This window comes from Actinomadura vinacea (assembly GCF_039532545.1).
GTDB lineage: Bacteria > Actinomycetota > Actinomycetes > Streptosporangiales > Streptosporangiaceae > Spirillospora > Spirillospora vinacea.
Genome location: NZ_BAAARW010000024.1, coordinates 57181 through 77967, shown reverse-complemented (window position 1 = coordinate 77967; position 20787 = coordinate 57181). Strand labels below are relative to the sequence as shown.

Here is a 20787-nt window from a genome sequence, read left to right as displayed (position 1 = left end):
AGAGGCCGTTTCGCGGTTGCGTCCCCTTTGTCACCGGCGTGTTAAAAGACGCTCACCTCGAAATCGAATCGTGGTCATCCCGCAATCAACGGCGCGGAATTTCCCAGCAACTTTCCGAAAAGGCGAAAACCCGACGCGGCACACCGGACTTCTCGACCGGTGCCGCGACGGGTCCTCCCCCAACGCCGCTCGTTCAGCCCGCGGGCACGGACTCCTGCTCTCCCAGCCAGCCCACGATGCCCTCGACGGCGTCCCGGCAGCCGCCGCACCCGGTCGTCGCACGGGTCCGCGCCGCCACCTCGTCCGCCGTGCGCGCGCCCTTCTCCCAGCACGCCCGGATCTGCCCCTTGGTGACGTTGTTGCAGTGGCAGACCGTCGCCGCGTCCGGCATCCGCACCGGCGAATCGGCCGGCTGGGCTCCGCCCAGGCCGGGGAAGAACAGACTGAGCCGGTCGGCCGGCAGCGGCGCCGCCCGGTCGTACAGCTGCGTCAGCGTCCCCGCCGTGCTCGTCTCCCCCAGCAGGATCGCGCCGATCACCCGGTCCTCGCGGATCGTCACCTTCTTGTACGTCCCGCGGCTGGCGTCGGCGAACCGGATGACCTCCACGTCGGGATCGTCGTCGCCGTGATGGGTCTCCCCCATCGACACCAGGTCCACGCTGGCCGCCTTCAGCCGGGTGATCTGCCGCGCCCCGGTGAACCGGGCCCGCGCGTCCGCGCCCGTCAGCAGGTCGGCCAGCACCGTCGCCTGCTCCCACGCCGGCGCCACCAGCCCGTAGACCGTGTCGCCGTACTGGGAGCACTCGCCGATCGCCCGGACCGCCGGATCCGACACCGACCGCAGCTCCTCGTCCACCACGATCCCGCGGTCGACCTCCAGCCCGGCCGCACACGCCAGGCCCACCTCCGGCCGCACGCCGCAGGCGAGCACGACCAGGTCCGCGCCCAGGAACTCCGCCCCGTCCGCCCCCTCGGCGCCGCCGCACCCGGCCAGTTCGACGCCGGTCACGCGCGGCGCGCCCGCGTCGAGGACGACGCGCAGCGCGCTGACACTGACGTCGACGCGGGCCCGGATGCCCAGGCGGCCCAGCGTCCGGGCCAGCACCTTCCCGGCCCCGGGGTCGAGCTGGCGCTCCATCAGATGGCCGGCCAGATGCACGACGGTGACCTCGAGCCCGCGGCCGACCAGGCCGCGGGCGGCCTCGATGCCCAGCAGCCCGCCGCCGACCACCACCGCGCGCCGCGCGCCGTCCGCGGCGTCGATGATCGCGCTGCAGTCGTCCAGCGTCCGGAACGCCACCGCCCCGGCGGGCAGCCCGTCCCGGGTGCCCGGGATCGGCGGCACGAACGAGCTGCTCCCGGTCGCCAGCACCAGCGTGCGGTACGGCACCGCGCTGCCGTCCGAGCCGTGCACGACCCGGGCCTCGCGGTCGATCCGGACCACTTCCACGCCGAGCCGCGCGTCCACCCGGTTCGCCCCGTACCAGGCGGGGTCGACCAGCCCGATCTGGTCCGGGCCGGTCGCCCCGGCCAGCACGTTGGACAGCAGCACCCGGTTGTAGGGCTGCCATGCCTCCGCCCCGAACACCGTCAACGGTACGTGCGGGTCCCGCGCGCGGATCTCCGACACCAGCCTGGCCCCCGCCATGCCGTTGCCCACGACCACGATCCCGCCCGGCTCGCTTGCTTCTCTCGTCACGAAGTGGCTCCTTCGTCGATCGGGGTGGGAACGGGCTCGAGGCGGACGGCGCAGACTTTGAACTCCGGCATCCGCGACATCGGGTCCAGCGCCGGGTTGGTCAGCAGGTTCGCCCGGCCTTCGCCCGCCCAGTGGAAGGGGATGAAGACGGTGTCGTGGCGGATCGCGTCGGTCAGCCGCGCCCGCACCGTCGCGGCGCCGCGGCGGCTGGCCACCCGGACGGCCGCGCCCTCGGCGATGCCCAGCCGGTCGGCCAGGTCGGGATGCAGTTCCACGAACGCCTCCGGCGCCGCGTCCGCCAGCGGCCGCACCCGCCGGGTCTGCGCGCCGCTCTGGTACTGGGCCAGGACCCGGCCCGTGGTCAGGTAGACCGGGTAGTCGCCGTCGACGTCCTCGGCCGGGCCGCCGTGCTCGACCGGCGTCATCCGGGCGCGGCCGTCGGGCGTGGCGAACCGGTCGAGGAACGGGCGCGGCGTGCCGGGATGGTCCTCCGACGGGCACGGCCAGAAGACCCCGCCCTCCTTCTCGATCCGGGCGTAGGTGATCCCCGAGTAGTCGGCCAGGCCGCCCGCGCTGGCCTCGCGCAGCTCCTCGAACACCTCGGCGGGCTCCGCGCTCCAGGTTCCCGGAGCGTGCAGCCGGTCGGCGAGCACGGCCAGGATCTCCAGGTCGGTCCGGACGCCGCCGGGGGGCCGCACCGCCCGGTTGCGGCGCAGGACCCGGCCCTCCAGGTTGGTCATCGTGCCCGACTCCTCCGCCCACTGGGCGGTGGGCAGCACGACATCGGCGCGGCGCGCGGTCTCCGAGGGGACGAAGTCGGCGACGGCGAGGAAGTCCAGCGCGTCCAGCCGCTCCTCCACCGCCGACGCGCGCGGCGCCGACACCACGGGGTTGGAGCCGAACAGCAGCATCGCCCTGGGGCCCCCGGCGGTGCCCAGCGCCGACAGCAGCTCGTACGCCGACCGTCCCGGCCCCGGCAGGTCGCCCGGGTCCACGCCCCACACCGCCGCCACGTGCGCCCGCGCCGCCGGGTCGTCGATCTTGCGGTAACCGGGCAGCTGGTCGGCCTTCTGCCCGTGCTCCCGGCCGCCCTGGCCGTTGCCCTGCCCGGTCAGGCAGCCGTACCCGGCCCCCTCGCGGCCCGGCAGGCCCAGCCCCAGCGCCAGGTTGATGAACGCGGTCACCATGTCGGTGCCGCGCGCGTGCTGCTCGGTGCCCCGCGCGGTCAGGATGTAGGACCGCGCCCCGCGCGCCAGCAGCCGCACGGCCTCGCGCATGTACGGCACCGGCACCCCGGTGATCCGCTCCACGCGCTCGGGCATGTAGGCGTTCACGACCGTGCGGACCGCCTCGAACCCCGACGTGCGCGCCTTCAGGTACGCCTCGTCCAGCAGCCCGTCCACGATCGCCAGGTGCAGCAGGCCGTTGGCCAGCGCCAGGTCGGTGCCCGGCGTCGGCTGCAGGTGCAGGTTGGCCTGCCGCGCCGTGGCGGTGCGGCGCGGATCGACCACGATCAGCGCCCCGCCCGCCTTCTGCATATCGGTGAGGTGGCGCATGAACGGCGGCATCGTCTCGGCCACGTTCCCGCCCACCAGCAGGACGGCGTCGGCCCGGCCCAGGTCGGTGATCGGGCCCGGCAGCCCGCGGTCCATCCCGAACGCCCGCCCGGACGCCGCCGCGGCCGACGACATGCAGAACCGGCCGTTGTAGTCGATCTGCGAGGTGCGCAGCGCCACCCGGGCGAACTTCCCGAGCTGGTAGGCCTTCTCGTTGGTCAGCCCGCCGCCGCCGAAGACCGCCACCGAGTCCGGGCCGTACGCCCCCTGCGACCGGGTGATCTCCGACACGATCCGGTCCAGCGCCTCGTCCCAGCCGCACGGCTCGAGCGGCGCGTCCCGCGAGGCGCGCATCAGCGGCGTGGCCAGCCGGTCCGGGACGGCGAGCAGCTCGGTGGACGTCCAGCCCTTCTGGCACAGCCCGCCGCGGTTGGCCGGCACGTCCTCGCGCGGCACCACCCGAAGCGGCAGGCCGCGCCCGCCGGGCGCCTCCTCCGCTCCGTCGCCGCCCAGCGACATACCGCACTGCAACGCGCAGTAGGGGCAGTGCGTCGGGGTATCGGTCATGGTCCCGAGCGTGTGCGGACGCCGTTTCACGGTTGGGTCCCCTATGTGACCCCGGTGTTAAAAGCCGCTCACGCGACCCCGTTCACCAAGGTCAATACCGGTCCGCCGGGACGGCCCCCGGGAGCCCCCCGCCGCACGGCGCGGCGCGTTGACGATCACGTGTCAAGTGTTGTCGAACGCTGTCAATGCCCTTTCGGCGCTCCCCCGCCGGTTACCGAACGGATCGGCGGCGGCCCGCCGGACCGGCGCGCGAACCGGCCCCGCCCGCCGCCGCCCGCCCGTACGGGCGGGCCCGCGCGGCCTAACCTCGACTCATGCCCGACGTTGCTTATTACGCCTCGCTGCCGCGCACCCGCGGCGCCGCCGCGGCCCTGCTCCTCGATGATCTCGGGCGGGTGCTGCTGGTCAAGCCCACCTACAAGGAGGGCTGGTTCCTGCCCGGCGGGGTCATCGAGGAGGGCGAGTCCCCGCTCGCCGCGTGCGTGCGCGAGTGCGAGGAGGAGCTCGGCCTGGTGCCCCGCCTGGACGGGCTGGTGTGCGTGGACTGGGGGCCGCCGCGCGACGGCGTCGACGCGGTGAACGTCTTCGTCTTCGCCGGCGCCATCACCGCCGCGCAGATCGGCGCGATCCGGCTGCCGCCCGACGAGCTGTCCGACCACGTGCTGGTCTCCCCGGAGAAGGTCGCCGAGCTGGCCCCGCCGCACATCGCCCGGCGGATGCCGCCGAGCCTGCGGGCGATGGCCGAGGGCCGCGCCGTCTACCTGGAGGACGGCCGCGTCCCCGCGCTCGGGGCGGCCGCGACCCCACAGCCGACCGGCCTGGATAGCCGCGCCGCCAACGGGTAGGGCGGTGGCGAGAGGACGACCGACGATCCAGGGGGAGGACCGTCCATGGCTGCCTGCGAGGTCTGCGGCAACGACTACGCGATGAGCTTCGAGGTGCACGCGCAGGGCGCCGTGCACACCTTCGACTCGTTCGAGTGCGCGATCACCCGGATGGCGCCGATCTGCGAGCACTGCCAGTGCCGCATCGTCGGCCACGGCATCGACGTCGAAGGGCACTGGTACTGCTGCGCGCACTGCGCCCGCGAGGCCCGGCCGAGCGCCGCCGAACTGGTCTCCGACCACGCCTGACCTCACATCACGCGTCGGCGGGCGGTGCAGTGGAATTATCACTGCCGCATTACGCGTCACACACCTGCGAAATCCGGGACTCCTAGCGTTCGTGGCGGCATATCGACCACGAGGAGTCCCCGATGACCGTCACCACCGACGTCAAACCGAGAGGCCGCGGCCGTCCGCTGACCCGCCTCAAGGGCCACTGGATCGATGACTGGCGGCCCGAGGAGCCCGAGTTCTGGCAGAACGGCGGCGCCAAGGTCGCCCGGCGCAACCTGATCTTCTCGATCTTCTCCGAGCACATCGGCTTCTCGGTCTGGACGCTGTGGTCGGTGCTGGTGCTGTTCCTGGGCCCCGCCTACGGCGTCGACCCGGCGGGCAAGTTCCTGCTCACCGCCGTCCCGGCGCTGATCGGGGCGGTGCTGCGCATCCCCTACACCTTCGCCGTCGCCCGGTTCGGCGGGCGCAACTGGACGATCTTCAGCGCCGCGCTGCTGCTGGTGCCGTCGGTGCTGGCCGCCGTCCTCATCGAGCCCGGCGTCTCCTACTCCACGCTGCTGATCCTGGCGGCCGTCGCCGGCGTAGGCGGCGGCAACTTCGCCTCCTCGATGGCCAACATCAACGCCTTCTACCCGCAGCGCCTCAAGGGCTGGGCGCTGGGCATCAACGCCGGCGGCGGCAACCTCGGCGTCGCCGTCGTCCAGCTGGTCGGGCTGCTGGTCCTGGCCACCGCGGGCAACGGCAGCCCCGGCCTGGTCGCGGGCGTCTACATCCCGCTCATCGTGCTGGCCGCGCTCGGCTCCGCGCTCTACATGGACAACCTGTCGCAGGCCCGAAACGACAAGGGGGCGATGCGGGAGGTCTGCAAGGACGCCCACACCTGGATCATGTCGGTGCTCTACATCGGCACCTTCGGCTCGTTCATCGGGTTCGGCTTCGCCTTCGGCCAGGTCCTCCAGGTCCAGTTCAAGGCCGACTTCGACACCCCGATCAAGGCCGCCTACCTGACCTTCCTCGGCCCGCTGCTGGGCTCGCTGATCCGTCCGGTCGGCGGCTGGCTGGCCGACCGGATCGGCGGGGCCAAGGTCACGTTCTGGAACTTCGTGGCGATGGCCGCCGCGGCGGGGGTGGTGCTGCTGGCCTCCGCGCAGGCGTCGCTGCCGCTGTTCCTGACCGGGTTCATCCTGCTGTTCGTGTTCAGCGGGATCGGCAACGGGTCGACCTACAAGATGATCCCCGCGATCTTCCGCGCCAAAGCCGAGCTCGGCGTCGCCAACGGCGGCGCCCCGGAGGCCGCCGAGCACGAGGCGCGGAGGCTGGCCGGGGCGCTGATCGGGATCGCCGGCGCGATCGGCGCGTTCGGCGGTGTGCTGGTCAACGTCGCCTTCCGGCAGTCGTTCCTGACCTACAAGACCGGGGACGGCGCCTACATCGCGTTCATCGCCTTCTACGCGCTGTGCTTCGCCCTCACCTGGCTGGTCTACCTGCGCACCCACCCGAGGAAGCTGGCCGGAGTCTGACCCCGCCCCCTGTCGACGACGCACCGGCCCGGCATCGGCCCGGCCCGCTCGCCGAGGGCGCCTTCCCGCCGCCGTGGAAGGCGCCCTCGGTCTTTTGCGCCCTCGGTCTTTCCCGCGCACGGCCTCCGGTCGGCGGCTCAGGAGAGGGCCGGCCAGGACGGCGAGCGGCCCGAAGACCGCAGCACCGACTCCCACGCGTCACCCGCCGCCAGCGGCAGGTGCGGGACGCCCCAGTGCCACGCCGACACCAGCAGCTCCGGGTCGGCCGGGCGGTAGTCGACGCCGATGGCGCGGGCAAGGTCCCAGGCGTGCAGGTGCCACTCGACGCACGCCGCGCCCGCGTGGTCGCCCACCGTGTACTTGGTGCCCCGGTAGATCAGGTGGGTGCGGTCCCACATGTCGGGCATCAGGTCGGCGTACGCGCCCGCCGACACGGTGAACGCCATGATCCGCTCGGGCCCCGGCTCGGGCGGCAGCACCGCCAGCTCGGCGGCGTTCTGCCGGGCCTGCTGGCGGACCAGCACGGCCGCCGCGGCGTCCCTGGCGAACAGCTTGGCCAGCCGGCTGTCGGGCGAGTCCTGCAGATACTCCAGGAAGTTCTCCGCCACGCAGCGCAGATGCCCGGCCAGGTCGACCGCCAGCCAGTCGGCGCAGGGGGTCGGCGCCTCCCAGTCCGGGACGCGCGCCGCCAGCGCACGGATGGCCCGCACCCCGTCCTCGTACGACTCGAGGACGCGATGCCGGTCAGGCGGCGTGCGCTCCACAGTTTCCCCCCGCGTTCGAAGCACCGTCCTGCGAAGGCCGGTAGGGGACGGCCCCGTGCCGTCCGTGCGACCCTGCCCGGTGGGCCTCCCCGCTCCCCCGGGTGGGTAGATTCTCAGAGTTCGGCGGCCGGTGCCACTCGGTGACGCCGTGTCACCCCCCGCCCGGCGCGGGCTCAGCCGGCCACGGCGGGAACGTCCCGGAAGCTCAGCCGGTGCGCCTCGCGGACGGTGCGCAGCCGGTCGACCTCGTCGGTCCACGGCTGGACGGCCGGCCTGGCCTTGGCCCGGCGGAAGGCGATCTCGGCGGCGCGGCGCGTCCCGGCGTCGGCGGCGGCGGGCGCGTACACCTTCGGCCCGGCGGCCACCCGCTCGGCGGCCAGGGCGGCCTCCAGCGCCGCGGTCAGCGCCCGGTCGAACGCGACCGCCTCGGCGCGCCCGCCGGCGTCGGTGGAGTCCGCCTCCTGGACGGCGCGCAGCGCGGCCTCGGCCGCGGTGGCCTCCCCCAGACGGTCGCGGTAGTTCTCGGCGAGCACCCGGTCGGCCTCGAGCGCTTCCGCGACGTCCTTGCTCATCCGGCGGCCAAGCGGCATTGCGGTGCTCCTCACGATCCTGCGGCCGGCGGTCGCGGCCGATGATCCCGTGACCATCGGGAGATGGCCCGGTACCTTCCAATCCGATGGGTGTCAGCGTACGCTCGGGCCCGGCGTGTTGCGCGGGGGGACACCCAACTCGCGCCCTTTACGCAGTAAGGTTGCGGCTATGGTCCGGCAACCGGCGATCAACGCCAAGCATCGAACCCCGCTGTCCACCGAACGCATCATCGAGGCGGCCCTCCAGATCATCGACGCCCAGGGGCTGAGCCGCCTCACCATGCGCAGGCTCGGCGACGCGCTCGAGGTCGAGGCCATGGCGATCTACCACCACCTCCCCCGCGGCAAGGAGCAGCTGCTGGACGGCCTGGTCGTGCACGTCGCGGCCGTCCCGGCGGCCGTCCCCGCGCCCGGGCGCGGCGCCACCCGGTGGCGGGGCGCGCTGCGCGACTGGGCCCGCGGGTACCGCGAACGCCTCCTCACGCACGCCGGGGTCCTGCCGCTGCTGGTCACCCGCCGCAACCCGGCCGCGCTCGCAGGCACCACCGCCTCGCTGCGGGAGATCCTCCGCCAGGGCGGGATCGCCGAGGCCACCGCCGCCGTCGCCGCGCACACGCTGCTGTCCTACGTCATCGGGCACGCGGCGATGGAGGTGCGAGGCACCGCCGCCGGCGGGGAGCCTGCGGCCACGGCCGCCGAGCCCGAGGGCCCGGTCGACTGGGACGCCCGCTTCCTGGCCGGACTCGACCTCCTCCTGGCCGGCCTCAACCCCTGACCCGGCCGCCCTGCCCGGCCGGACGGTCAGTCGTCGACGACGAACACGTCCAGGACGTGCGGGCCGTGCAGGCCCGCGGTGCGCTCCAGCTCGATGTCGGCGGTGGTCGGCGGGCCGCTGATCCAGGTCAGCGGCCGGGCCGGATCGAGCCGCGCCACCGCCTCGGGCACCGTGCCCACGATCTGGTCGGCGTGCACCACGCACAGGTGGTACGGGGGGACGAGGGTGAGCGCCCGGCGGCCCTGCGCGCGGCCGCCGTCCAGCACGATCGTGCCGGTCTGCGCGATCGCGACCGCGCAGCCGGTCACCACGCCGTCCAGGCCGTCCAGCGTCCCGGCGTCGACCGGCGGCGCGTCGGCCTGCGCCTGCACGCCCTCCAGCCCGGCCAGCCAGCCGAACGGCAGATCGGCGGGCGCGACGATGCGCTTGGCCTCGCGCCCCCACAGCGCGGCCGCGATCGCCGTGGGCAGCTCGTCGGCGCCCACGTGCCGCACCGACGCGCGCGCCTCCGCGACCCGCTCGGTGAACAGCGCGACCACGTCGGCGCGGGTGGGCGCCTCCCGCCCGGTCAGCCGGCGCCGGTAGCCGCGCGGGACCGGGACCTGCGTGCCGCGCGCCGGCCCCAGCGCCTCGCGGACGCGGCCCAGGACCGTCTCGCGCGACCCCATCACCGCTCCCCCGGGACGTCCGGGCGGGACCGCCACCAGGAGCGGAAGCTCTGCGCCGGCGGCGCCGGGACGTCGCGCGCGTCGGTCCACTTCCCGAGCAGGCCCGGCAGGCGGCGGATCCGGCCGCCGCGCGACAGCAGCCGCGCCCAGCGGGTGCCGCGGCGCAGCGCCGCCTCGTAGCGGCGGTCCTCGCCCATCGTCCAGGCCAGCGCGCGCATCATGGCCAGCTCCGGCGTCGGCACCGGGCGCCGCCGGCGCGACTCGACCACCCGGCCGCGCAGCCGCACCAGCAGATCCGGGATGTCGATCTTGACCGGGCAGACGTCGGAGCAGGCCCCGCAGAGCGTGGAGGCGTACGGGAGCGAGGCGTTGGCGGCGCTCTCCACACCGCCCATGTACGGCGTCAGCACCGCCCCGATCGGGCCCTGGTGGACCGCCCCGTACGGGTGGCCGCCGGTCCGCTCGTACACCGGGCACACGTCCAGGCAGGCCGAGCAGCGGATGCAGCGCAGCGCGGCCCGGCCCGCCTCGTCGGCCAGGACGGAGGTTCGGCCGTTGTCCAGCAGCACCAGGTGGAACGCGCCCGGCCCGTCGCCGGGCGCGACGCCCGACCAGGTGGAGGTCGCGGCGTTCATCCGCTCCCCCGCGGCCGAGCGCGGCAGCAGCTGCAGGAAGACCTCCAGGTCGGCCCAGGCCGGCACGACCTTCTCGATGCCCGCGACGGTGATCAGGGTGTCCGGCAGCGTCAGGCACATCCGGCCGTTGCCCTCCGACTCCACCAGCACCGCCGTGCCGGTCTCCGCGACCAGGAAGCTGGCGCCCGTGATCGCGACCTTGGCCGGCAGCATCCGGCCGCGCAGCCGGACGCGGGCGGTGTCGGCCAGCGCCGCCGGGTCGGCGGGCAGGTCGGCCGGCGCGCCCGGCAGCCCGCGGGCGAACAGCTCGCGCACCTCGGCCCGGTTGCGGTGCAGGGCCGGGAACAGCGGGTGCGAAGGGCGGTCGTCCTCGGCCAGGTCCACGATCAGCTCGCCGAGGCCGGTCTCGTGGACGGTGACGTCCGCCCGCTCCAGCGCGTCGTCCAGGCGGATCTCGCGCAGCACCGACGAGCGGACCTTGAGCACCTCGCTCTCGCCGGTGCCGCGCACCAGCCGGGTCACCAGCCGCCGGGCCTCGGCGGCGTCGGCGGCCCAGTGCACCACGCCGCCCGCCTCGGTGACCGCCCGTTCCAGCTCCTCCAGGTAGGAGTCGAGGTTGAGCAGGGTCTGGTCCTTGATCGCGCGGCCGGCCTCGCGCAGGTCGTCCCAGTCGTCGAGCTCGGCGGTGGCCGCGGCGCGGCGGGCCCGCAGCGCCGCGGTGGCGCCGGCCAGATTGGCGCGCAGCCGGGTGTCGGCCAGCGCGGTACGGGCCGCCGCGGCGAACTTCGGCTGCTGCCGCCGCGAGGGACCGTCGCCGGGACCGGAGGAGGTGCCCGTCGTCCTTCCGGATGAGTCCTCGGAGGACAGGATCATGTGTCCTCCGCGCCGGCGAGTATCTCCGCCAGGTGCATGACGCGCACCCGCCCGCGCAGCCGCGACAGCGCCCCGCCGATATGGGCCAGGCACGAGTTGTCGACGGCGCAGACCACGTCGGCGAAGGTGTCCTGGATGTGCCGCACCTTGTCGGCGACCATCGCGACCGACACGTCGGCGTTCTTCATCGCGAACGCGCCGCCGAACCCGCAGCACTCCTCCGCCGCCGGCAGCTCCACCAGCTCCAGGCCCTTGACCTCGCGCAGCAGCCGCAGCGGACGGTCGTCCAGCCCGAGCGCGCGCAGCGAGTGGCAGGTCGGGTGGTAGGCGACCCGGTGCGGGAACGACGCCCCCACTTCGGTGACGCCCAGCACGTCGACCAGGAACTCGGTCAGCTCGTACACGGCCAGGTCCTCGACGGCCCGCGCCAGCCCCGCGTCGCCGGCGTCCCTGGCCAGCCGCGGGTAGGCGTGCCGGACCGTCGCGGCGCAGGACGCCGAGGGCGTCACGATCACGTCGCCGCCGCCGAACGCCGCGGCGAACCCGCGCGCCAGGCCGGCGGCCTCGCGGTGGTAGCCGGTGCTCCAGTGCGCCTGACCGCAGCAGGTCTGGCCGGACGGGAACGTCACCTCGTGCCCGAGCCGTTCGAGCAGATCGGCGACCGCACGCCCGGTGCCGGGGAACATCGCGTCGTTGAAGCAGGCGACGAACAGAGCGACACGCATCACAGCCCTCCTCCCCCTGACCCGTCCCCGTGGGTCATCGTAGGGCCGCGGGCCGCGCCGACCGGCCGTCACCTCGATTCTGGGGGAAAAGGTTTCCCGATCGGTCGGCGTGTCGGCCTTCAGCCGTTATCCCGCGCGGGGCACGCTATGCCTGGCACCGCAGGGTGAGACGGGTCACAGACGCACGGTACTTCGGTACCACGGGACAACCGTCCCAACGGGCTATGGCCCGGGGAAGATGAACCGCATCACACTGAAGTGCGTCAGAACAGACGTCCGCAACCGAGTTACACGAGACCGGAGGCACGCCGATGTGCCCGCACCAGCCGCCCTGTCCCACGGCCGACGGCCCCAGCCGCGAGGCCGCACGCACCCTGGCCGCCCACCCCGAGCAGGGGTGGAGCCTGCTGTGCAACGGCGTCGTGCTCTTCGAGGACACCGGTGAGCTGCTGCCCGACGGGGGAATCATCGCACCGCACCGGCCGACGGACCTTCCGGAGCCGTCCGCCGCCTGACCAGGGGACCGTCCCGGGCTCCGCCGGGACTAGTCCAACGGGGTGATCTTCCTCGGGGGCCAGCTCGCCCGCCCAGCGCCTCTGGGCCCGTCCAGGGCCCGGAGGAGGCACGACCCTCTCCCTCCCATTCCCACGGCCCGACCCCACAGCCCACTCCCGCGACCGGCTTCCCAGCCCGCCGGCGCAGGCCGGCGGCGGCGCCCGCCTCTTCACCCGGTGGAGCGGGTCCAGCGACGCAGCCACGGACCGACCGCGGCGCCCACCGCCGCGGGATTCTTCGCCAGTTCGTGACGCTCGCCCGGCAGCACCGCGACCTCGGCGGCGTCCGCCGGATCCGGGATCCCGAAGGGGTCCCGGTCCCCGTTCACCACCAGCACCTCCACACCCGCGTCCCGCGCCTCGCGCAGTTCCCCGGCGCGCGACCGGTCCGGACGGCCCGGCGGACGCAACGGGAACGCCAGCGCGACCACGCCGGCCGCCCCGGCCGCCCCGGCCGTGCGGCAGGCCACCCGCGCCCCGTTGCTGCGGCCGCCCTGGACCAGCGGCAGGTCCCCGTACCGGTCCCGCAGCACCTTGATCACCTGCTGCCAGTCCTCGTCCTGCCGGACCGCCGAGCCGGGCGCCCGCCGCCCCGCCGCCCGGAACGGCTGCAGCACCCGCGCCACCGCGCCGCCGAGGCCCAGCGCGACCTCGCGCACGGCCAGCAGATCGGGGGCGTCCACGCCGCCGTTCGAGCCGTGCGTCAGGACCAGCAGGAACGCCGCGCCGCCCGCCCCCCGCGGGTCGTCCAGCGTCACCTCGGCCGGGCCCCGCGCCGTCACGATCTCCATGTCACTCACGGTAGCCGGTGCGGCCCGCCGGGCGGCGCGCGGACCCCGGCGGCGAAGATCCGGTAGGGCGGATCCGTACGGCAGACTGTGCCCATGGTGAAGATTACCGACAGCCAGTGGCGCGACTTCGTGTCCGAGGGCACCCGGACCGGGAAGATCGCGGTGGTCCGCGCCGACGGCAGCCCGCACGTGACCCCGATCTGGTTCGTGCTCGACGGCGACGACCTGCTGTTCACCACGCACGAGTCGGGGCTGAAGGGCAAGGCGGTGCGGCGCGACCCGCGGGTCTCGATCGCCGTGGACGACCAGACACCGCCCTACTCCTTCGTGACGATCACGGGCGAGGCGGGCGTCTCCGAGGACATGGCCGAACTGCGCCGCTGGGCCACGGCCATCGGCGGCCGGTACATGGGTCCCGACCGCGCGGAGGAGTTCGGGGCGCGCAACGCCGTCCCGGGCGAGTACCTGGTCCGGGTGCGGATCACCAAGGTCGTCGCCGAGCGCGACGTCGCCGGATAGCCGTCCCGGGCGGACGGGTCAGGTCTCGGCGACGGGTTCGGCGTCGGGCCAGCCCGGCGGCGGCGACGAGTCGGGCCCGCCCATGGCCGCCCGCAGCCGCTCGGCGAAGCTCTCGTGCAGCAGCGGGCCCCACGCGTAACCGCTGGGCACCCGGACGGCCTGCCCCATGGCCTGGTCCGCCTCCCTGGCCGCGTCCGACCGCGGATCGCCGGAGCCGGAGCCCGGCGGCGCGGGCTCCCCCTCGGCGTTCCGGGCGTACCGGACGGCCAGCAGCGCGTACATGTGGTCGAGCGCGCCGAACGCCTCACCGGCCAGCGCGGGCAGCGTGCCCTCCGCCACCGCGTGCTCGACCACCGGCTCCCACCACAGGTCGGCGGGTTCGGTGCCCGCCGCGTCCTCGTCGTCGGCGGCGAAGTCGCGGCGCAGCCGCGCCCGCACCTGGCCGGCGACGCCGGAGTCGGCCAGCCCTCGCCCCCACACCTCGCGCGCCTCGGCGCCGCGGCCGCGCAGCGGAAGCGTGCGCGCCAGCAGCTCGACGGCCAGCGGGCCCACGTCGGCGTCGGCGGCCGCGCCGGGCTCGCCGAGGGCCGCGCCGAACGCGCCGATCGCCTGGTCGAGGTAGGCGATGCCCAGCGTGACGGCCAGCCGCGCGTAGGCGTACGGCGCGGCCTCCCGGTCGACCAGCTTGAGCCCGGCGGTGAGGATCCGCAGGGCGCGCGCGGGCTCGCCGCGTTCCAGCAGCCGCTGGGCCAGGTCGTGCGCGGCGACCGGGCCGTACTCGGCGTCGCCGGTCCCGACCGCGTCCTCCCAGTGGCCGCGGGCGGTCTCGAAGTCGTCCTCGTCGTCGGCGAGGCGGGCCAGCGCCAGCAGTGCCGGCGGCAGATAGGCCGGGTTGCCGAAGTCGACCACGACCCGCCACGCCGGCCCGGCCAGCACGTGCTCGCCCGCGCGCTCGTGGGTGAGCGCCAGGTGGTAGGCGGCGCGCGGCCCGTACTCCGGGTCGCCGGTGGCGATGGCGTCCCGGTCGGCCTCCCGGGCGGCCTCGACGTCGCCGCGGTCGTCGAGGACGACGGCGAGCCCGAGGGCCGCCTGGGCCCGGTGCGGGGTGCCGCCCAGGTCGAGCACCTTCTGGAACAGGGCGGCGGCCCGCTCGGGCTCGCCCGTCTCGGCCAGCCGCCTGGCCTCCTCGCAAAGCCGCGCGGGGTCGGCCGGATCCGGGGTCTCGCTCATGCTCGCCTCTGGGGGTCGGGTCGGTGAGCCGAGCCTACCGACGGCGGCCGCGCCCGCGCCGGGGCGACACCCGGATCCGCCGGCATGATCCACGAAATCCCCGCAGAAGCCCCCGGGCCGGACGGCTCAGTCCTCGAAGGCCTCCGGGGGCGGGCAGGAGCAGACCAGGTTGCGGTCGCCGTAGGCCTGGTCGATCCGGCGCACCGGCGGCCAGTACTTGCCGTCCCGCAGCGCGGGCAGCGGGTACGCGGCCTCCTCCCTGGTGTAGGGGTGCTTCCAGTCCTCGGCGAGCAGGCATTCGGCGGTGTGCGGGGCGTTCTTGAGCGGGTTGTCGCCGCGGTCGTGGGAGCCGTCGGCGACCCGCTGGATCTCCCGCCGGATCTCGATCATGGCGTCGCAGAACCGGTCGAGCTCGGCCAGGTCCTCGCTCTCGGTGGGCTCGATCATCAGCGTGCCGGCCACCGGGAACGACAGCGTGGGCGCGTGGAAGCCGTAGTCGATCAGCCGCTTGGCGACGTCCTCGGCGGTGATCCCGGTCTCCTTGGTGATCTTGCGGAGGTCGGCGATGCACTCGTGCGCGACCAGGCCGTTGCGCCCGGTGTAGAGGATCGGGTAGTGCGGGGCCAGCCGGGCGGCCAGGTAGTTCGCGGCGATGATCGCGCTCTCGGTGGCGGCGCGCAGCCCGTCCGGGCCCATCATCGCGACGTAGGCCCAGGAGATCGGCAGGATGCCCGCCGAGCCCCACGGCGCCGCCGAGATCGGCCCCACCCCCGTGTCCTGCGGGCCGGCCTCCGCGCGCAGCGGGTGGCTGGGCAGGAACGGCGCCAGGTGCCCGCGCACGCCGATCGGGCCGACGCCCGGCCCGCCGCCGCCGTGCGGGATGCAGAACGTCTTGTGCAGGTTGAGGTGGGAGACGTCGGAGCCGAACTCGCCGGGACGGGCCAGCCCGACCAGCGCGTTGAGGTTGGCGCCGTCGACGTACACCTGGCCGCCGGCCGCGTGCACGGCCGCGCACACCTCGGTGATCGTCTCCTCGAACACGCCGTGCGTGGACGGGTAGGTCACCATGATCGCCGACAGGGCCGCGCCATGCTGGGCGAGCTTGCCGTGCAGGTCGTCGAGGTCGATGTTGCCGCCGTCGTCGCACTTGACGACCACGACCCGCATTCCGGCCATGACCGCGCTGGCGGCGTTGGTGCCGTGCGCCGACGACGGGATCAGGCAGATGTTCCGGTGCCCCTCGCCGCGCGCGGCGTGGTAGCCGCGGATGGCCAGCAGCCCGGCCAGCTCGCCCTGCGAACCGGCGTTGGGCTGCACCGACACCTTGGCGTACCCGGTGATCTCCGCCAGCCGGTCCTCCAGCTCGCCGATCAGCTCCAGGTAGCCGCGGGCCTGCTCGACCGGCGCGAACGGGTGGATGTCCGCGAACTCCGGCCAGGTGACGGGCTCCATCTCGGCGGTGGCGTTCAGCTTCATCGTGCAGGAGCCGAGCGGGATCATCGACCGGTCCAGCGCGATGTCCTTGTCCTGCAGCCTGCGCAGGTAGCGCAGCATGGCGGTCTCGGACCGGTGCCGGTGGAAGACCGGGTGGGTGAGGTAGGGGCTCTCGCGGCGCAGCTCGCCGAAGGCGTCCCCCTGAACACCATCCGGCAGAGCACCGTCCGGCAGGGCGCCGGCCGGTGGGGCGCCGTCCAGGCCGAACGCGCGCCCGACCGCGCCGATGTGCTCGTCGGTGGTGGTCTCGTCGCAGGCGATGGCGACGTGGTCGGCGTCCACCGGGCGCAGGTTGACCCCGCCCAGCCGGGCCTTCTCCACGATCTCGGCCGCGCGGCCCGGGACCCGGGCGAGCACGGTGTCGAAGAAGCGGTCGTGCACGACCTCGACGCCGGGCGCCTCGCGCAGCCCGGCGGCCAGGCCGCGGGCGTGCCGGTGGACGCGCTGGGCGATCGCGGCCAGCCCCTCCGGCCCGTGGTAGACGGCGTACATGCTCGCCATCACCGCCAGCAGCACCTGCGCCGTGCAGATGTTGCTGGTGGCCTTCTCGCGGCGGATGTGCTGCTCGCGGGTCTGCAGCGCCAGCCGGTAGGCGGCCGCGCCGTCGGCGTCGACCGAGACGCCGACCAGGCGTCCGGGCAGCTGCCGCTGGATGCCCTCGCGCACCGCCATGTAGCCGGCGTGCGGGCCGCCGTAGCCGTACGGGACGCCGAACCGCTGCGCCGACCCGACCACGATGTCGGCGCCGGACTCGCCCGGCGGCCGCAGCAGGGTCAGGGCGAGCAGGTCGGCCGCGACCACGACCTGGGCGCCGCGCTCGTGCGCCTGCGCGGCCACCGGCTCCAGGTCGCGCACCGCCCCCGAGGCCCCCGGGTACTGCAGTAGCACGCCGAAGAAGTCGCCGTCGGGCAGCCCCCCGCCCAGGTCGGCGGTGGCGACCTCGATGCCCAGCGGGACGGCGCGGGTGCGGATGACCTCGATCGTCTGCGGGAGCGCGTCGGCGTCCACCAGGAACGTGCCCGGCTCCTTGCGCCTGGACGCGCGGTGCGCCAGCGCCATGGCCTCGGCGGCGGCGGTGCCCTCGTCCAGCATGGAGGCGTTGGCGACCGGCAGCCCGGTCAGGTCGCTCACCACGGTCTGGAAGTTCAGCAGCGCCTCGAGCCGGCCCTGCGAGATCTCCGGCTGGTACGGGGTGTAAGCGGTGTACCAGCCCGGGTTCTCCAGGACGTTGCGCAGGATCACGCCGGGAGTGATCGTGCCGTGGTAGCCGAGGCCGATCATCGAGGTCAGCACGGTGTTGCGGGACGCCAGTTCGCGCAGCCGCTCCAGCGCGGCGGTCTCGCTCAGCGCGGGCGGCAGGTCGAGCGGCCGGTCGGTGCGGATCGCGGCGGGCACCGCGTCGTCGATCAGGGCCTCGGCGCCGGAGTAGCCGATGGCCGCCAGCATCCGGTCCTGGTCGGCCGGCGCGGGCCCGATGTGCCGGTCCGCGAACGCGGACCGGGGGTGCTGCGGCGAGGCCACGGGGGCGAAGTACTGGGCGGTCATGCTGGGGAGCCTCCTGGGCTTTCGCGGTCGCTCAGGCGCCACCGGTACCGCGATGCGCACCGCGGCCGGCGGCCGTCTCCCCCTCTGTCATCGGCACCTGAGAGATTCGCCCGCGTCCCGGGCTTTCCCCTTCGGTGAGACCCCGTTCCCCCACCGGGGAACGGCGCCTGCTCTCCAGAGGTGCCTCGCCCGCGCGGTCCTTTTGCCTGAGAGGTTCCGGGGAGGGTTGCCCCTTCGGCGCCCCACACTGGTTGCGTGGGATCTCTCCCGCACAGGGTCGACGGCGTTCTCCATGAAACTCTATCCAACCCGCCGCCGGAACGATCGCGACGGGGCGGGGGCACGGGCGGCGGGCGTGCCGGAAAGCGGTCGGCCACCGGCCCCGGGCCGTTGATCCCGGGGGGCTACGGACCAGTACGATACCCACATCTCACGGGGACGGGACCCGACCGTGCAAGCGCTTGTGCGAACGCTCGGCCGGGCGGCGGGTCACGGCGCGGGCGGCGCCGGTTCTCGGCGGGGCCCGGCGACGGCCCCGGAAAATGGGGGCCGCGGGGGCCAGGAGGGTACGAATCACCTTGAACGTGAGAGCGGACGGACCGGGCACCGTGCTCGACCGCACGACGCCGGTCCGGGGACGCCGATCGCAGTGACAGGTCCGGACGGCGGTGTGGGCGTGACACAGACCCACCGGGAAGAGCACAAGGACGAGTCGGTTCGGCCCGGCCCGGCCGCCGCCACGGCCGTGCCCGTCGACGAGCCGCCGCGCCCGGACCGCATCCGGCGGCCCTCCGACGCGATCCGGTTCGCCGCCTCGGTGGCGGGGCTGGTGGCGGTGATGCTGCTGGTCTTGTTCGCCTTCGCCCAGCAGACCACGCACGGCCTGCAGACCGACATCACCCAGGGCACCGCGCACGCGCCGCGCTTCCTGCTGACGCTGGCCACGCTGGTGTCCAGCTTCGGGGTGCTGGCGGTGCCGGTGGCGTTCGCGGTGGAGCGCCTGTTCCACAAGGACGGGGTGCGGGTCGCGATCGGGCTGCTGGCCGCGGTGATCGCGTTCGCCGTGACCGTCCTGCTGGACGACCTGGTGATCTCCTCCGCGCCCGGCGGGGTGCTGGACTCGCTGATCTGGGGCGGCACCGAGACCGCGCCGGTGCACACCGACATCGCCCCGGTGATCGCGTTCGTCACCGCGGTCGGGATGGCCGGCCGCGCCCGCTGGCAGGCCGTCACCTGGACGATGATCGGGCTGGCCGCGCTGACCGGGCTCACCGCCGCCTACGCCTCGGTCGCCGCGCTGGCCGCCACCTACTTCCTGGGCCGCGCCATCGGCCACGGCACGCTCTACGCCGTCGGCACGCCGAACCCGCGGCCGCCGGGCCTGGCGGTCGTCGCCGCGCTGGAGCGCCTGGGGCTGCGCACCCTGCGGGCGCGGCGGCTGTCGGACGACGAGGACGAGGTCCGCCGCTACGGGGTCCGGATCGCGCACTCGCCCGACGCCGTCCCGACCGACGGCTCCGGCGTCGCGCTGCCCCGCGGCGACTGGCAGCTGGAGGTCAGCGTCCTGGACCGCGACCAGCAGACCGCCGGGGTGCTGTACCGGGTGTGGCGGCTGGTCCGGCTGCGCGAGGCGGCGCCCCGGCGCCCGGTGCGCTCGCTGCGCCGCTCGCTGGAGCAGGAGTCGCTGATGGCCTACGCCGTCGACGCGGCGGGCGCCCGCACCCCCCGGCTGGTCGGCACCAGCGAGGTCGGCACCGAGGCCGCGCTGGTGGCCTACGAGTACGTGCCCGGCCGGCGGCTCGACGACGTCCCCGACGAGGACCTCACCGACGCGGTGCTCACTGACGTCTGGGGGCAGCTGAAGCGGCTGCAGTCGGCCCGGCTGGCGCACCGGCGGCTGGAGGGCGGCGCGTTCCTGATCTCCGAACGGGGCCGGGCGTACCTGATCGACCTGCGCTCGGGCGAGATCGCCGCCGGGGATCTGACGCTCCGGCTGGACCTGGCGCAGTTGCTGACCACGCTGGCGCTGCGGGTGGGGCCCGAGCGCGCGGTCCACACGGCCGCGCGGGTCCTGGGCGAGAAGGCGCTGGCCGCCGCGGTGCCGCTGCTGCAGCGGGTCGCGCTGTCCCGCGACACCCGGGCCGCGCTGCGGCACGACCGCGAGCTGCTCACCCGCATCCGCGAGCAGATCGTCCGGCTGGGGCCCGAGGGCGAGGCCCCGCCGATCCGGCTGGAGCGGTTCCGGCCGCGCACCATCTTCAGCATCGTGGCGCTGACCGTCGCCGCCTACATCGTCGTCCCGCAGCTGAGCAGCGTCGACCCGGTCCAGCTGGTGGCCGGCGCCAAGTGGTGGTGGATGGGGGTGGCGCTGGGCGCCGCCGCGCTCACCTACCTCGCCGCCGCGTTCATGCTGATGGGCTTCGTCCCCGAGAAGCTGCCGCTCGGCCGGACCGTGCTCGTGCAGGTGGCCGCGTCGTTCGTGAAGCTGGTGGCGCCCGCGGCGGTGAGCGGTGTCGCGCTCAACACCCGCTACCTGCAGCGCTCGGGGGTGCGGCCCGGCCCGGCGGTGGCCAGCGTCGGCGCGTCCCAGCTCATGGGCATGGCGATGCACATCCTGCTGCTGATCCTGTTCGGGTTCATCACCGGCTCCACCGGCAACGCCACCCGCGATCTGGCGCCGTCCCGCACGATCGTCATCGTGCTGCTGGCGCTGGCGGTGCTGACCGCGATCACGCTGACCATCCCGCGGGTGCGGCGGTTCGCGACCAGGCGGCTCAAGAGCATGTTCTCGGGCGTCGTGCCGCGGCTGGTCGACGTCCTGCAGTCACCGAAGAAGATCATCACCGGGCTGGGCGGGTCGCTGCTGCTGACCGTCGCTTTCGTGGTGTGCCTGGACGCCTCGGTCCGCGCGTTCGGCGAGTCGCTGCCGTGGACGGCGGTGGTGGTGGTCTTCCTGACCGCGAACGCGGTGGGTTCGGCCGCGCCGACCCCGGGCGGGCTGGGCGCCGTCGAGACGGCCCTCACGGTGGCGCTGACGATCTCCGGCCTGACCGCCGAGGCGGCGACCTCGGCGGTGCTGCTGTTCCGGCTGCTGACGCTGTGGCTGCCCGTGCTGCCGGGGTGGGCGGCGTTCGCCTACCTCCAGCGCAAGGAAGCGATCTAAC

General features: G+C 74.6%; 17 protein-coding genes and 2 riboswitches. Of the genes, 7 read left to right on the top strand and 10 right to left on the bottom strand.

Translation table 11 applies throughout. The features are described 5' to 3' along the window. Nucleotides 1-193: 193 nt before the first annotated feature. Both ABD340_RS31725 and ABD340_RS31720 read right to left on the bottom strand, forming a co-directional pair. The gene (locus ABD340_RS31725) at nucleotides 194-1699 is read right to left on the bottom strand and encodes an FAD-dependent oxidoreductase (RefSeq protein WP_344593982.1); all 1506 of its coding nucleotides are present in this window, start codon (nucleotides 1697-1699) and stop codon (nucleotides 194-196) included. Then, on the bottom strand, nucleotides 1696-3822 hold the full coding sequence (locus tag ABD340_RS31720) for a molybdopterin oxidoreductase family protein (RefSeq protein ID WP_344593981.1): 2127 nt from the start codon (nucleotides 3820-3822) through the stop codon (nucleotides 1696-1698). The genes ABD340_RS31725 and ABD340_RS31720 overlap by 4 nt, the downstream gene beginning before the upstream one ends. 314 nt (nucleotides 3823-4136) lie before the next feature. On the opposite strand from ABD340_RS31720, the gene ABD340_RS31715 reads away from it, so the two are divergent. The 3 genes from ABD340_RS31715 (at nucleotide 4137) to ABD340_RS31705 (ending at nucleotide 6460) form a co-directional block, all read left to right on the top strand. Further along, entirely contained in the window at nucleotides 4137-4667 is a 531-nt protein-coding gene (locus ABD340_RS31715) for an NUDIX domain-containing protein (protein ID WP_344593980.1), read from the top strand. 45 nt (nucleotides 4668-4712) lie between these two features. Then, nucleotides 4713-4955 (top strand): hypothetical protein, encoded by a 243-nt coding sequence (locus ABD340_RS31710; RefSeq protein ID WP_344593979.1) that lies wholly within the window; start codon nucleotides 4713-4715, stop codon nucleotides 4953-4955. 122 nt (nucleotides 4956-5077) lie between these two features. Further along, nucleotides 5078-6460 carry a nitrate/nitrite transporter gene (locus tag ABD340_RS31705; protein ID WP_344593978.1) on the top strand — a complete coding sequence of 461 codons (1383 nt, stop codon included), beginning with the start codon at nucleotides 5078-5080 and terminating at the stop codon, nucleotides 6458-6460. Nucleotides 6461-6597: 137 nt separating this feature from the next. Here the strand turns inward: ABD340_RS31705 and ABD340_RS31700 are convergent, their stop codons facing one another. Together ABD340_RS31700 and ABD340_RS31695 are read right to left on the bottom strand one after the other, a co-directional pair. Continuing rightward, nucleotides 6598-7224 (bottom strand): maleylpyruvate isomerase N-terminal domain-containing protein, encoded by a 627-nt coding sequence (locus ABD340_RS31700; RefSeq protein ID WP_344593976.1) that lies wholly within the window; start codon nucleotides 7222-7224, stop codon nucleotides 6598-6600. 173 nt (nucleotides 7225-7397) lie between these two features. Further along, nucleotides 7398-7814, bottom strand: coding sequence for a plectin (locus ABD340_RS31695; RefSeq protein WP_344593975.1), 417 nt, complete (start codon nucleotides 7812-7814; stop codon nucleotides 7398-7400). Nucleotides 7815-7983: 169 nt separating this feature from the next. On the opposite strand from ABD340_RS31695, the gene ABD340_RS31690 reads away from it, so the two are divergent. Beyond that, the gene (locus ABD340_RS31690) at nucleotides 7984-8589 is read left to right on the top strand and encodes a TetR/AcrR family transcriptional regulator (protein WP_344593974.1); all 606 of its coding nucleotides are present in this window, start codon (nucleotides 7984-7986) and stop codon (nucleotides 8587-8589) included. A gap of 26 nt (nucleotides 8590-8615) precedes the next feature. Here the strand turns inward: ABD340_RS31690 and ABD340_RS31685 are convergent, their stop codons facing one another. The 3 genes from ABD340_RS31685 to ABD340_RS31675 are packed head-to-tail and all read right to left on the bottom strand — an operon-like array spanning nucleotide 8616 to nucleotide 11490. Beyond that, complete coding sequence (locus tag ABD340_RS31685; RefSeq protein ID WP_344593972.1) at nucleotides 8616-9257, bottom strand: LutC/YkgG family protein; 642 nt, start codon at nucleotides 9255-9257, stop codon at nucleotides 8616-8618. Further along, nucleotides 9257-10765 carry a lactate utilization protein B gene (locus ABD340_RS31680; protein WP_344593970.1) on the bottom strand — a complete coding sequence of 503 codons (1509 nt, stop codon included), beginning with the start codon at nucleotides 10763-10765 and terminating at the stop codon, nucleotides 9257-9259. Before ABD340_RS31680 ends, ABD340_RS31685 begins: the two co-directional genes overlap by 1 nt. Continuing rightward, nucleotides 10762-11490, bottom strand: coding sequence for a (Fe-S)-binding protein (locus ABD340_RS31675; protein WP_344593969.1), 729 nt, complete (start codon nucleotides 11488-11490; stop codon nucleotides 10762-10764). The genes ABD340_RS31680 and ABD340_RS31675 overlap by 4 nt, the downstream gene beginning before the upstream one ends. Before the next feature lie 311 nt (nucleotides 11491-11801). On the opposite strand from ABD340_RS31675, the gene ABD340_RS31670 reads away from it, so the two are divergent. Then, nucleotides 11802-12005 (top strand): DUF5999 family protein, encoded by a 204-nt coding sequence (locus tag ABD340_RS31670; protein WP_344593968.1) that lies wholly within the window; start codon nucleotides 11802-11804, stop codon nucleotides 12003-12005. A 209-nt stretch (nucleotides 12006-12214) separates the two neighbouring features. Here ABD340_RS31670 and ABD340_RS31665 read toward each other — a convergent pair whose 3' ends face one another. Further along, on the bottom strand, nucleotides 12215-12835 hold the full coding sequence (locus ABD340_RS31665) for an alpha/beta hydrolase family protein (protein WP_344593967.1): 621 nt from the start codon (nucleotides 12833-12835) through the stop codon (nucleotides 12215-12217). A 93-nt stretch (nucleotides 12836-12928) separates the two neighbouring features. Here ABD340_RS31665 and ABD340_RS31660 point away from each other — a divergent pair, with 93 nt between their 5' ends. Further along, nucleotides 12929-13354 (top strand): PPOX class F420-dependent oxidoreductase, encoded by a 426-nt coding sequence (locus ABD340_RS31660; protein WP_344593966.1) that lies wholly within the window; start codon nucleotides 12929-12931, stop codon nucleotides 13352-13354. Nucleotides 13355-13372: 18 nt separating this feature from the next. Here ABD340_RS31660 and ABD340_RS31655 read toward each other — a convergent pair whose 3' ends face one another. Together ABD340_RS31655 and gcvP are read right to left on the bottom strand one after the other, a co-directional pair. Then, nucleotides 13373-14584 carry a tetratricopeptide repeat protein gene (locus ABD340_RS31655; protein ID WP_344593964.1) on the bottom strand — a complete coding sequence of 404 codons (1212 nt, stop codon included), beginning with the start codon at nucleotides 14582-14584 and terminating at the stop codon, nucleotides 13373-13375. A 126-nt stretch (nucleotides 14585-14710) separates the two neighbouring features. Next, complete coding sequence (gene gcvP / locus ABD340_RS31650; RefSeq protein WP_344593962.1) at nucleotides 14711-17623, bottom strand: aminomethyl-transferring glycine dehydrogenase; 2913 nt, start codon at nucleotides 17621-17623, stop codon at nucleotides 14711-14713. A 74-nt stretch (nucleotides 17624-17697) separates the two neighbouring features. Then, nucleotides 17698-17807: riboswitch (glycine riboswitch) on the bottom strand. Continuing rightward, a riboswitch (glycine riboswitch) is annotated at nucleotides 17808-17903 on the bottom strand. Between the two features lie 396 nt (nucleotides 17904-18299). Here gcvP and ABD340_RS31645 point away from each other — a divergent pair. Further along, nucleotides 18300-20786: a flippase-like domain-containing protein gene (locus tag ABD340_RS31645; protein ID WP_344593961.1), complete on the top strand. Its 2487-nt coding sequence runs from the start codon at nucleotides 18300-18302 to the stop codon at nucleotides 20784-20786. Nucleotide 20787: the final 1 nt, after the last annotated feature.